General features: G+C 64.3%; 11 protein-coding genes. 10 read left to right on the top strand and 1 reads right to left on the bottom strand.

Annotated features, from left to right (window positions below; translation table 11 throughout):
• Positions 1-11 precede the first annotated feature (11 nt).
• The 6 genes from FPK30_RS05455 to mltG all read left to right on the top strand — a co-directional run bounded on the left by FPK30_RS05455 (position 12) and on the right by mltG (position 5,994).
• The gene (locus FPK30_RS05455) at positions 12-680 is read left to right on the top strand and encodes a histidine phosphatase family protein (RefSeq protein ID WP_144085645.1); all 669 of its coding nucleotides are present in this window, start codon (positions 12-14) and stop codon (positions 678-680) included.
• Between the two features lie 93 nt (positions 681-773).
• Positions 774-1,220, top strand: coding sequence for a DUF948 domain-containing protein (locus FPK30_RS05450; RefSeq protein ID WP_144085644.1), 447 nt, complete (start codon positions 774-776; stop codon positions 1,218-1,220).
• Entirely contained in the window at positions 1,220-1,459 is a 240-nt protein-coding gene (locus FPK30_RS05445) for a hypothetical protein (protein ID WP_024627396.1), read from the top strand. Before FPK30_RS05450 ends, FPK30_RS05445 begins: the two co-directional genes overlap by 1 nt.
• A gap of 166 nt (positions 1,460-1,625) precedes the next feature.
• The gene (gene alaS / locus FPK30_RS05440) at positions 1,626-4,307 is read left to right on the top strand and encodes an alanine--tRNA ligase (RefSeq protein WP_144085643.1); all 2,682 of its coding nucleotides are present in this window, start codon (positions 1,626-1,628) and stop codon (positions 4,305-4,307) included.
• A gap of 7 nt (positions 4,308-4,314) precedes the next feature.
• The gene (ruvX, locus tag FPK30_RS05435) at positions 4,315-4,797 is read left to right on the top strand and encodes a Holliday junction resolvase RuvX (protein WP_144085642.1); all 483 of its coding nucleotides are present in this window, start codon (positions 4,315-4,317) and stop codon (positions 4,795-4,797) included.
• Positions 4,798-5,994: an endolytic transglycosylase MltG gene (mltG, locus tag FPK30_RS05430; protein ID WP_144085641.1), complete on the top strand. Its 1,197-nt coding sequence runs from the start codon at positions 4,798-4,800 to the stop codon at positions 5,992-5,994.
• Between the two features lie 25 nt (positions 5,995-6,019).
• Here mltG and FPK30_RS05425 read toward each other — a convergent pair whose 3' ends face one another.
• Positions 6,020-6,493, bottom strand: coding sequence for a peptidase A24 (locus FPK30_RS05425; RefSeq protein WP_144085640.1), 474 nt, complete (start codon positions 6,491-6,493; stop codon positions 6,020-6,022).
• Positions 6,494-6,555: 62 nt separating this feature from the next.
• Here FPK30_RS05425 and aroC point away from each other — a divergent pair, with 62 nt between their 5' ends.
• From aroC to FPK30_RS05405, 4 genes are read left to right on the top strand one after another with little or no spacing between them, the layout of a single operon-like run.
• Positions 6,556-7,749, top strand: a complete 1,194-nt coding sequence (gene aroC, locus FPK30_RS05420; protein ID WP_144085639.1) for a chorismate synthase — start codon at positions 6,556-6,558, stop codon at positions 7,747-7,749.
• A gap of 13 nt (positions 7,750-7,762) precedes the next feature.
• Complete coding sequence (locus FPK30_RS05415) at positions 7,763-9,394, top strand: bifunctional shikimate kinase/3-dehydroquinate synthase (RefSeq protein WP_144085638.1); 1,632 nt, start codon at positions 7,763-7,765, stop codon at positions 9,392-9,394.
• A gap of 3 nt (positions 9,395-9,397) precedes the next feature.
• On the top strand, positions 9,398-9,868 hold the full coding sequence (gene aroQ / locus FPK30_RS05410; protein WP_144085637.1) for a type II 3-dehydroquinate dehydratase: 471 nt from the start codon (positions 9,398-9,400) through the stop codon (positions 9,866-9,868).
• Positions 9,865-12,408: an excinuclease ABC subunit UvrA gene (locus FPK30_RS05405; RefSeq protein ID WP_144085636.1), complete on the top strand. Its 2,544-nt coding sequence runs from the start codon at positions 9,865-9,867 to the stop codon at positions 12,406-12,408. The genes aroQ and FPK30_RS05405 overlap by 4 nt, the downstream gene beginning before the upstream one ends.
• Positions 12,409-12,444 lie beyond the last annotated feature (36 nt).

Below are 12,444 nucleotides of genomic sequence, written 5' to 3'. Positions count from 1 at the left end.
ATAATGGGAGCATGTTGCTCCATCTGTATGCCGTCCGCCATGGGCAGACTTATTTCAACCGCTACAACCGTCTTCAAGGCTGGTCCAACTCGCCGCTGACTGCATCGGGGCTGGAGGACGCCGACCGTGCGGGCCAAAAATTGAGCAAGGTGAGCTTTGCGGCCGCCTACTGCTCGGACACCACCCGCGCCCAGGAGACAGTCCGCAGGATCCTGGCCCAGAACCAGTCGGAGAAGAAGCCTGAGCCGGTCAGCGACAGCCACTTCCGCGAGCAGTTCTACGGCTACTTCGAGGGGCAGGACATGGCTATGGCCTGGTGGGCTGCAGGCGCGCCTTATGGGGCGGGCACCTACCAGCAGATTGTGGATCAGTTCGGCCTTGCGGCTACCAGGGATTTCCTCAAGGAGGCCGATCCCTTCGGTGATGCGGAGTCCGACAGCGAGTACTGGACGCGCATTGCCGGCGGATTCGCACTGATTGCCGCCGACCCGCATCTGCAAGATGGCGACCGTGTCCTGCTGATCTCGCACGGCAACACCCTGCTCAGTCTGGTCAACCGATTCGGCGGCGGGCGTTATGACACCAGCAGCCGCCCGAGCAACGGCAGCGTCACCATATTCGATTTCGATACGGAGGCCCCCTTTGAGCGTGCCCTGCAGGTTCAGTCCTTCAACCGCTGAACCGGCTTCAACCGGCCGGTCATGGCCTTGGGCTGATAGATGGCGCGTGCTAGCCTTGTCCCCAGTATCGTACCTATGGAAGAGAGGTAGCAGATGGACGTAGGACAGATTGCCGGCCTGATAGCGGCCATTGCCTTCGCTATCCTGGCGGGGTTTCTGATCTATCCCCTGATTCGTCTGGGGAAGCTCTTCGACCAGCTGGCGCAGACCATCAAGCAGGCGGGCGACCATGTCGTGCCCACCCTGGATGAGTCCACCAGCACGGTCACCCAGCTCAACCAGACCCTGACCGACGTCAATCGCATCTCCGCAGCGGCCTCGACCACGGCAGGCAACGTCGGCGCCCTGACCGACCTGTACGGATCCATGCTGGGCAAGCCGGTCATCAAAGTGGCAGCCTTCCTCTATGCCCTGCGCAAGACGATCTCGTCATTCCTTTCTGGCGGCCGCAACAGCGCCGAATCCAAGCCCTCCACCGCACCAAATACCACCGCACAAAAGGCCAATGACGGCCAAGGGAACGAGGGGAGGACCCGCTGATGTTCAAACGGATCTTCTGGATGGGGCTGGGCGTCACGGCAGGCGTGGTCCTGGTGACCAAGGCCGAGGCCTATGTCAGGGCCAATACCCCTAAGCGTGCAAGGGAATTCGTGCTGGGCGAGGACCAGGACCAGGTGGCCTCACGGACCCTGTCCGGCCTGGTGCGTCAGTTCACCCAGACCATGCACCAGCGGCAGGACGAGCTGGACCGCCGCTATCTGGACCGTTTCCAGGGCTGAGCCTGGGGCGGACAGGCCAGGACAGATGCGCCTGGCCGGTGTAAAATCACCATATTCAGCTAAGAGTCCGGAGTGCGGGCGACCTGTTCGCACCCCGGACAACCGAGTCATTTGGACGACCCGTTATCCCCTCGGCGTTCATCGGGTCTGAAGGAGCAGAAGCAGCATGCGCACATCGGAAATCGCCAAGCGTTTCCTCGATTATTTCCAGGACAAGGATCATCTGGTGGTTCCCTCCGCCTCCCTGATCTCGCCCAATCCCACCACGCTCTTCACAATCGCCGGCATGGTTCCCTTCATCCCCTATCTGCTGGGGGAGCAGACCCCGCCCAAGAGCCGGATGGCCAGCAACCAGAAGTGCGTGCGCACCCTGGACATCGATGAGGTGGGCAAGACCACCCGTCACGGCACCTTCTTCCAGATGCTGGGCAACTTCTCCTTCGGGGACTACTTCAAGGAGGAGGCCATCCACTACGCCTGGGACCTGCTGACCAAGCCCCAGGACCAGGGCGGCTACGGCTTCGATCCCGAAACGATCTGGGTGACCACCTACACCGACGATGAGGAGGCCCGCTCCCTGTGGAAGAACGAGGGCTTCGACCCCGAGCACATGGAGATCCTGGGCATGGAGGACAACTTCTGGACCACTGGCGGCCCCGGCCCCGGCGGCCCCTGCTCCGAAATTTACGTGGACCGCGGCCCTGCCTATGGCAAGGAGGGCGGCCCCTCGGCAGACGAGAACCGATACATCGAGATCTGGGATCTGGTCTTCGAAAACTACGAGGTGGACAATGTCCGCTCCAAGACCGACCTGCACATCGTGGGGGAGCTGGAGCACAAGAACATCGACACCGGCGCCGGCCTGGAGCGCCTGGCCTACCTGCTTCAAGGCAAGCAGAACATCTACGAGACTGACGAGGTCTACCCCGTCATCCAGGCTGCCGAGAGCCTGTCTGGTCGGCACTACGGCGACGATGCCCAGGATGACGTGCGCTTCCGTGTGGTGGCCGACCATGTCCGCTCGGCCCTGATGATCATGAGCGACGGCGTCCGCCCCAGCAACGTCGGCCGTGGCTACGTGCTGCGCCGTCTGCTGCGCCGGACCATCCGCTCCATGAAGATGCTGGGCGTGGACCAGGAGGTCCTGCCCCAGCTCTTCCCGGTCTCCAAGGAGGCCATGGCCCCCAGCTACCCAGAGCTCAACGACACCTTCTCCGAAGTGGCCGAATCGGCCTACGGCGAGGAGCTGGCCTTCCGCCGGACTCTGGACAAGGGAACCACCATCCTGGACACAGCCGTCAACAAGGCCAAGAAAGACAAGGGTGATCCAGAAGTCTCCGGCAAGGATGCCTTTACCCTGCATGACACGTATGGGTTCCCCATCGAGCTGACCCTGGAGATGGCTGCCGAGCAGGGCGTCAAGGTGGATCAGGACGAATTCCGAAAGCTCATGAACGAGCAGAAGTCCAGGGCCCGCGCCGATGCCATGAAGAAGCGGCACAACGTGGATCTGAGCGTCTACGACGATATGCGCAAGACACTGGACGAGCCTCAGGTCTTCCTGGGCTACACCGACTTTTCCAGCCGCTCGACCGTCCTGGGCATCATTCAGGAGGGCAAGGGCGCGGTTCCGGCCGTCAAGGCACCTGCTCAGGTTGAGGTGATTTTGGACCGCTCGCCCTTCTACGCCGAGGCCGGTGGCCAGCTGGCCGACCAGGGTGAGATCCTGACCGACGACGGGGCCGTCCTGGAGGTGGACGATGTGCAGAACCCCGTCAAGGGGCTGACCGTCCACCGCTGCCGGCTGACCGAGGGAACGTTGACCCTGCAGGCCAAGGTTACGGCCACCATTGACCGGAACCGGCGTGGGGCCATTGCGCGTTCGCACACCGCTACGCACATGGTCCACAAGGCCCTGCGCGAGGAGCTGGGCCCCCAGGCCACACAGCGCGGCTCCGAGGATGCGCCCAATAGGCTGCGTTTTGACTTCCAGTGGTCGCAGGCCCCAAGCCGCCAGGCCATGGATGCGGTGGAATCCCGTGTCAACGATCGCCTGCGTGACAACCTGGCTGTGACCGCTCAGGAGATGAAGTACGACGACGCTATCGCCCTGGGTGCCATGCACCTGTTCGGGGAGAAGTACGGCGATGTGGTCCGTGTGGTCTCCATAGGCGAGGACGGCTGGAGCCGGGAGCTCTGCGGGGGAACCCATGTGGATCACGTGGGCAAGATCGGCGCGGTCTCCATCATGTCCGAGGCCTCGGTGGGCACCGGCGTTCGTCGCGTTGATGCTGTAGTGGGCCAGGGGGCTTACGAATACAACGCCCGCGAGCACGCCTTGGTCTCACAGCTCTCAGACAAGCTCAACGCCCGCCCCGATGAGCTGGAATCCAGAATCTCGGCCCTGCTGGCCAAGCTCAAGGAGTCTGACCGCCGACTGGCGGCCACCTATGAGCAGCAGATGGCCCAGGCTGTGCCCGAACTGGCCAACCAGGCCCTGCATGCCCCGGAAGATGTCAAGATCGCATCCCGGAATATGGGCCGTTTCGGTTCTGTGGATGCCCTGCGCAAGACGGTGACCGACCTGCGGGCCCGCATGGGCGAGGAATACCCGGTTGTGGTCGCCCTGGCCGGTGTCAGCGAGGATGAGAAGCCGGTCATCTTCGTAGCCACCAATCAGGCGGCCCGTGATCGCGGCCTCAGGGCAGGCGACCTGGTCAGGACAGCCTCCAAGGTCCTGGGAGGCGGCGGAGGAGGCAAGCCTGATTTCGCCCAGGGCGGCGGTCAGGATGCCTCGGCCATTGATCGGGCCTTGCAAGCCCTGAGTGATCAGGTCCGAGAGGGCTGAGCTTCCCGTGCGATCACATACAGCCGTATGGCTGGGGGTGGATCTTGGGGAAGCCAGGGTGGGCCTGGCCCTGTCGGACCCGGAGCTGACCCTGGCCTTTCCCGCTGGCAACATCAGGGTTCAGGGCGACTACTTCCAGGCCCTGGACCAGGTGGAAGACCTGATCCTGGACAAAAGCGTGTCCAGGGTCGTAGTCGGATACCCTCTGCTTCTGAGCGGTCAGGCTGGTCGCAGCGCCAAAAAGGCAGCCCGTTGGGTGCGTGCCCTGACCGGTCGCCTGCAGGAGGCTGCACAAGATTCTGGCGTTGCCCCTGAGCAACTGCCCAGTGTAGTATTGCGAGACGAACGACTGACGACCGTCAGCGCCCATCGTCAGCTATACGATGCCCGCGTGGACGGGCGAAGACATCGTCCTGTGGTCGATCAGCAGTCCGCTGTTGTGCTGCTGCAGTCGGCCCTGGACAACCAACGTGCCGACAAGGAGTGGTAATTGGCCGACGACATGCAGGAATTCTTCCAGGATAAGGTCCAGTGGGTGGCCGATGGGCAAGCCCCGGTCTCCGCTTTGCCGCCGCGCCCTCCTCGTTCGCGTCGTGAGATGCGTCGTCGGCGTGAACGCCGCAAGCGCCGTCAGCGGATTATGGTTCTCCTCATTGCTTTGGCCGTGGTGGTTGCTGCCTCCTGCGCGGTGATTCTGGTGGGCGGGCTGCGCCACGGAGCTCCTAGGATCGTAGCCACCAAGGAGGTCGCTCCGGATTATCCCGGCCCTGGCGGAGCGCCGGTGGAGTTCACGATCGAGAGCGGACAGGGGGCTGATCAGGTCGGTGCTCACTTGGTCAAGGCTGGAGTGGTCAAGTCCACTGAGGCCTTTTTGCACGCCATCACCAGCGCCCAATCCGAGTCCAGGCTGGTGCCCGGCACCTTCGATCTGCGTCTGCGGATGAAGGCCTCCGATGTCGTGGCCATTCTGACCGACCGGAACAAGGCCGGAGGCTTCCTGCAGGTGCGGGCCGGCGAGCGGGTGCGTGATGTGATCGCCAGGGCCGCTCAGCTTTCTGGGGTGCCGCAGGGCGAATTCGATGCTTTGGTTCAAGCCAAGGGGGAGGGGATTCTGCCCCCGGAGGCCCAGGGAGACTTTGAGGGCTGGCTGCAGCCCGGGGAGTACGATGTGCGCAAGGCCGGGTCGGCCAAGGCCATCCTGTCCAACCTGGTCTCCAAGCGCATTGAGCATCTCGACCAGCTGGGCGTACCCGGCGGTCAGGACCGGCAGACCATCCTGAATACCGCCTCCATTACCGAAGCCGAGGTCAACAAATCGGAATACTACGGCAAGGTGGCAAGGGTCATCGACAACCGCTTGGCCAAGGGGATGCCCTTGGGCATGGACAGCACTGTGGCCTACTCCAACAATGTCTCGGCCTTGAAGCTGACCGACGCCATGCTGCAGAACGCCAGCGACCCCTACAACACCAGGGTTCACCAGGGCCTGCCTCCAGGCCCCATCGGCAGCCCGGGTGACGAGGCCATCCAGGCGGCCATGCACCCGGAGTCGGGCAACTGGCTCTATTTCGTGACTGTCAACTTGGACACGGGAGAGACCAGGTTCAGCGACAACCAGGATCAGTTCAACCGCGACGTGAAGGAATACAAGGCCTGGGAATCTCGGCACAACGAGCAGAACGACTAGCGCCTTGCGCTTGGATTGCAATTGCCTAGACGGTGTCAATGATCAGGGCCGCTACTGCCGCAGCAAGGATGACTGGGACGTAGGCCAGCGAGAGGGGATTGTGCGTTCTGACCGGTCCGCGGCGACGAGCCAACCAGGCCAGGGCCAAGGCAATCAGCCCCAGCAGCCCCATCATCGCCCACCAGACCAGGATCGTCGCCCATCCCAGAACCGACAGGCTCAGGGCCACCAGACCAGTGGCCGTCACATCGCCCAGTCCCAGGGCGCCGGGTCGGATCAGGGCCAGCAGGAGCTGAAGGCCTGCAGAGGCCAGCGTCAGCAGCAGGCACTGCACCAGCAGCATCGGCTGAGCTCGGATCAGCGAAAAGACCAGCAGGGTCACCGTCTGCAGCACCAGTCCCAAGAGCACGAGAAGACGTGGGACTCGCCGGGAGCGGATGTCGATCAGGGCCAGGAGGAGGGCAGTCAGCAGTCCCGGCGCTGGGATGAGGTAGACCATCTTCTAAGATAATCATACGTAGCCCTAACCTGGCAAACGAGGAACGAACGAGGAGCTTGAATATGTTGCGCTGGCAGACGGCAGGGGAATCCCACGGAGAGGCCCTGGTGGCCATGATGGAAGGTCTGCCCGCCGGGGTTGCCGTGTCCACCAAGGACATCGAATCAGCCCTGGCCCGTCGTCGGCTGGGCTATGGCCGTGGGGCCAGGATGGGCTTTGAGCAGGACAAGGTTCGGCTGCTGACCGGGGTCAGGCATGGACGGACGCTCGGCTCTCCGGTGGCCATCGAAATCGGCAATACGGAGTGGCCCAAGTGGGAGCGGATCATGAGCGTGGACGAGCTGCCTGCCGACCAGGAACCCCCGGCGACCGGCCGCAACGCCCCGCTGACCAGGCCCAGGCCCGGCCACGCCGATCTGACCGGCATGCGCAAGTACGGGTTCACGGATGCGCGCCCAGTCCTTGAGCGCTCCTCGGCCAGGGAGACCGCCTCCCGGGTGGCCCTGGGATCGGTGGCTGCCGACTTCCTGCAGCAGGCTCTGGGCATACGGACCGTCTCCCATGTCATCTCCATAGCCGGGGTCGGCCTGGAGGGGCATGAGGCCACGCCCGGCCCTGAGGACGGACCTGCTCTGGATGCCTCGCCGGTCAGGACCTTGGATAAGGACGCCGAGAAGCGGATGATGGCCAGGATCGACCAGATCAAGAAGGACGGCGACACCGCTGGAGGGGTCTTCGAGGTCATTGCCTATGGTGTGCCGGCAGGTCTGGGCACCTATGTGGAGGATGATCGCCGCCTGGACGCTGCCCTGGCCAGCGCCTTCATGGGCATTCAGGCCATCAAGGGCGTGGAGATCGGCGATGGCTTCAGCGAGGCTGACCGCCCCGGATCACAGGCCCATGACGAAATGGAGCCCGGTCTTGACGGCACCATCCGCAGGCTCAGCAACCACGCTGGAGGCCTGGAGGGCGGCACCTCCAACGGCCAGCCCATCAGGGTCAGGGCCGCCATGAAGCCCATCTCTTCGGTGCCTCGGGCCCTGCGCACGGTGGATGTGGCCACCGGCCAGCCTGCCCAGGCCATCCATCAACGTTCCGACGTGACCGCCGTGCCCGCCGCCGCAGTGATCGGCGAAGCCATGATGAACCTGACCCTGGCACGGTTCGCCTTGGAGAAGTTCGGCGGCGACTCGCTCGACGAGGTTCGGCGCAACGCCCAGGCCTACCTCCAGTCCTGGCCCGAGCATCTGCGGTGAGGGGCGGACTTGCATGATTGAAAGCAGCAGCATGCCCAAGGCCGTCGTCATCGGCATGCCCGGTGCGGGCAAGACCCGTCTGGGCAGGGAGACGGCTGCCCTGATCAAGGCGCCCTTCCGGGATACGGACCAGTGCATCGAGGAGGAAGCAGGCCGATCGGTCAGCGAGATCTTCGATACTCAGGGCGAGCAGGCTTTCCGCGGCATGGAGACCAGGGCGGTCCTGGACCTCTTGAAGGACTTTTCCGGCGGCATCCTGTCCCTGGGTGGAGGCGCACCCATGAGCACCGAGGTCTTCCAGGCCTTGCAGGACTATCGGCGGGCAGGCGGCGCTGTGGTCTACCTGCAGGTAGACCCCGAGGAGGGGGTCAGCCGAGCAGCTCGGTCGGATCATCGTCCCTTACTCCGCGGCGGCGCATCGGAGCGCTGGATGGCTCTCTACCGTGAGCGTCGCAGCGTCTACCAGGAGCTGGCCACCATCACTCTCAAATCCAGGAACACCACCCCTCGAGCCCTGGCCAGACGGCTGGCGGATGCCTTGACTGAGCGGGTGGTCCACGTCAGCGGTCCCGACCCCTACGATGTGAGGATCGGTGCAGGCGTGACCGGGCGGCTGCATGAGCTGCTTGGCGACCAGACCATGCGTGTGGCCCTGATCCACACCCAGCCTGTCCAGCGTCATTCCGACCATGCCCGGGCCCTGCTTCGACAAGCCGGTTACCAGGTAGTGGATCTGACCATTCCCGACGCGGAGGCCGGCAAGACCATCCAGGTCAGCCAGGGCATCTGGGAGCGCTTGGCCACCGAGGGCTTCACCCGTTCTGACGCGGTGGTGGGACTGGGCGGTGGAGCGGCCACAGACCAGGCCGGGTTCATTGCCGCCACCTGGATGCGGGGCATCCGCTATGTGAACTGCCCCACCTCCCTGCTGGCCATGGTCGATGCCTCCACCGGCGGCAAAACCGGCATCAACCTGGAGCAGGGCAAGAATCTGGTCGGCAGCTTCTACACCCCTGCCGGCGTCCTGGCTGATCTGCGGACCCTGCGGACCCTGCCCAATGAGATCTTTGTAGAGGGGCTGGGCGAGGTGGCCAAGTCCGGGTTCATCATGGACGGCGGCATCCTGCGTGAGCTGGAGGAGCGGGCCGAATCCCTGCGTGCCTTCGACGGTCAGGAGTCCGACCAGTGGCTGGGCACGGTGGTCCAGGATCTGATCGAACGTACCGTAGAGGTCAAGGCCCGGCACGTCTCAGTGGACCTCAAGGAGTCCGGCCTGCGGGAGTTCCTCAACTATGGGCACACCCTGGGCCACGCCATCGAGAAGATCGAACACTTCACCTGGCGGCATGGCCAGGCAGTGTCCGTGGGCATGGTCTTTGCAGCCGAGCTGGCCAGGATCACCGGCCACTTGGATCAGGAAGCGGTCGATTACCACAGGAAGCTGCTGTCCTCCCTGGGTCTGAGGACTTGGTGGAATGGGGGGGACTTCGGCCAGGTGCTGGCCCTCATGCATCGGGACAAAAAGGCCCGTGGCAACAAGTTGCGGTTTATCATTCTTGATGGTTTGGGCAAACCCACCCACCTGGACGACCCGCCGGTCTCGGCGCTCAAGGAGGCCTTCCAGGCCATACGCAAGGAGGAATGACAGATGGCGGATGCCGACAAGGGCAGGCAGACGGTTCTGGTGGTCAACGGACCCAACCTGGGTCGGCTGGGTGTGCGCGACCCTGATGTCTACGGTCGTCAGGATCTAGCGACGCTGACCCGTGACTGCGAAGACTGGGGTAAGCAGCTGGGCCTGGATGTTCAGGTGCTGCAATCGGACGACGAGGGCCAGGTCATCCGCTGGATGCATCAGGCCGTGGATCAGGGCAGCGCGGTGGTGCTCAACCCAGCAGCCTTCACCCACTACAGCTATGGGCTTGCCGATGCCGCCGTCCAGGTCACCCAGGCAGGGCTGCCGCTGATGGAGGTCCATATTTCCAATCCCTCATCCCGGGAGGCCTTCCGCCGACGCAGCGTCATATCGCCGGTGGCCACCGGCACCATTACCGGCATGGGCTTCTACGGCTACCGGCTGGCCCTGGAAGCTGTGGCCCACCTGCTGGAGAACGCATGAGCGACAGCGGGGAGACCGGCAAGAAACTCTCCGCACCGCCCAAGGCCGTCCTTGTCCGCGGCGCCCGGGTCCACAACCTGCGCAACCTGGATGTCGACATCCCTCTGAATCACCTGGTAGGCATCGCCGGGGTCTCGGGCTCCGGCAAGTCGTCCCTGGCTCTGGGGGTCCTCTACGCCGAGGGGTCCCGGCGCTACCTGGAATCCCTGTCCACCTACACCAGGAGGCGGATGACCCAGGCCCAGCGTCCCCAGGTTGATTCGGTGCGCTTCCTGCCTCCGGCTTTAGCTCTGCGTCAGCGGCCGGGCGTGGGCGGCATGCGCTCCACCTTCGGCACCGCCACGGAACTGCTCAACGTGCTCAGGCTGATGTTCTCCCGGCTGGCCAGCCATGTCTGCCCCAATGGCCATCGCCAGGAGCCCACCCTGGCTGTGGCGGCCGAGATGCCTATCATCTGCCCGATCTGCGGCGCTAAGGTGGAGCCTCCCAGCGCCGAGGAACTAGCCTTCAATTCCTTGGGTGCTTGCCCTACCTGCCAGGGGACCGGAACCGTGCGCGAGGTGGACGACGCCACCCTGGTTCCCGACGACAGCCTGACCATCGATCAGGGGGCCGTGGTGCCCTGGCGGACCTTCGGCTTCAACGTCCAGCCCGACATTGTGCGCGAGTTCGGAGTACGCACCGACGTGCCCTGGCGGGATCTGACCGATCGGGAGCGGAAGATCGTCTTCGAGGGGCCGGCCGAGAAGAAGCACATCACCATTACGTCGATCAAGGGTGTCCACGAGCTGGACTTCACCTTCCGCAACGCACGGCTGACCGTGACCGAGGAACTCAAGAGGGCCAACGACGACAAGCGTCTGGCCAAGGTGGCCAAGTTCCTGACCGAACGGACCTGCCCGGACTGCCAGGGCACCCGACTCAACCAACGGGCGCGTCTGCCTCAGATCAACGGGGACAATCTGGCCGAGGTCACCTCCTGGCCCCTGGATCGGGTGCTGGACTGGGGTCGGCAGCTGCCGCCCACGCTGCCTGAGCCCATGCGGCCCATGGCCTCGGCCCTCTGCAAGACATTGGATGAGATGGGCAGGCGGTTGATCCAGCTGGGACTGAGCTACCTGACCCTGGACCGCTCCAGCGCCTCGCTGTCTACCGGGGAGCGGCAGCGGGCCCAGTTGGCCAGGGCTGTCCGCAATGAGACCACCGGTGTGCTCTATGTGCTGGACGAGCCCTCGACCGGTCTGCATCCTGCCAACCTGGAGGGGCTGATAGGGGTCATGCGCGACCTGCTGGCCGACGGCAATTCGGTGGTTTTCGTCGACCATGATGTCAAGGTGTTGCAATCAGCCGACTATCTGATCGAAATGGGTCCCGGAGCAGGGGAGCGCGGCGGCAGGATCCTGGCCCAGGGGGCTCCTGAGCGAATCGCCGCTGATCAGGACTCGCGCATCGCCGGTTTTTTGGATGGCAGCGAGCCCGTTTTGGTTCGGGATCGGCATCCCATGCCTGCAGAGCGTGACTGGATCCGCATGCAGTCAGGACCCATTCACACGGTCCATCCTCTGGACCTGGCCATTCCGCGTGGATGCATGACGGCGGTGACCGGTGTATCCGGCTCCGGCAAGACCACCATGATCCTGGAGTCTCTGGTCCCGGCCCTGCAGGCCCGCATCCAGGGCGACCCCATGCCCAAGCATGTACACAGTCTGGATCCGGCCGGCATCGACAGGGTCCGCTTGGTGGACTCCTCGCCCATCGGCATCAATGTGCGCTCCACGGTGGCCACCTACTCGGGGCTGATGGACCGGCTGCGCCGCCTCTTCGCGGCCACTGACCAGGCGAAAAAGGACAAGCTGGGGATCTCGGCATTCTCCTACAACACCGGATCCCTGCGCTGCCCCCAGTGCGACGGCACCGGGCAGATCAGCCTGGACGTGCAGTTCCTGCCCGACATCCCCATCACCTGCCCCAGCTGCCAGGGTCGTCGGTACCGTCCGGAGGCCGAGCACTACCGCCTGTCGACGCCGGCACACCCGGAGCCGCTGAGCCTGCCTGATCTGCTGGCCATGGAGGTGGGCCGGGCTCTGGAGGTCTTCGCACAGGGCCGCGAGTACACGGCCATCCGCCGAGGCTTGCAGACCTTAAAGGACCTGGGTCTGGATTACCTGACCCTGGGGGAGGACACCCCCTCCCTGTCCGGCGGGGAGGCCCAGCGGCTGAAGCTGTCCAACGAACTGGGCCGCAAGCAGAATGGTTCCATGTTCGTTTTGGACGAGCCGACCACCGGCCTGCATCCCTTGGATGTGCGCGTCCTGATCGGCGTGCTGGAGCGCCTGGTCAGCAAGGGGGCCACCGTGGTCTTCATCGAGCATGATCTGGACATGATCGCCAACGCCGACCATGTGGTCGATATGGGCCCGGGGGGCGGCGATCGAGGCGGGAGCATCGTGGCACAGGGCGACCCCGAATCCGTGGCCCGCAACCCGGATTCGGTGACCGGCCGCTACCTGGCCGACCACCTGCATCCGAGCCGCCCCTGAATCCGTCCCTCCTCCTCGAGTGTTGGCCGGTTTCTG

Source organism: Bifidobacterium apousia (assembly GCF_007559275.1).
GTDB classification, from domain to species: domain Bacteria; phylum Actinomycetota; class Actinomycetes; order Actinomycetales; family Bifidobacteriaceae; genus Bombiscardovia; species Bombiscardovia apousia.
Note: the sequence above shows the minus strand (reverse complement) of the source record. Positions and strands in the feature narration are given on the sequence as shown.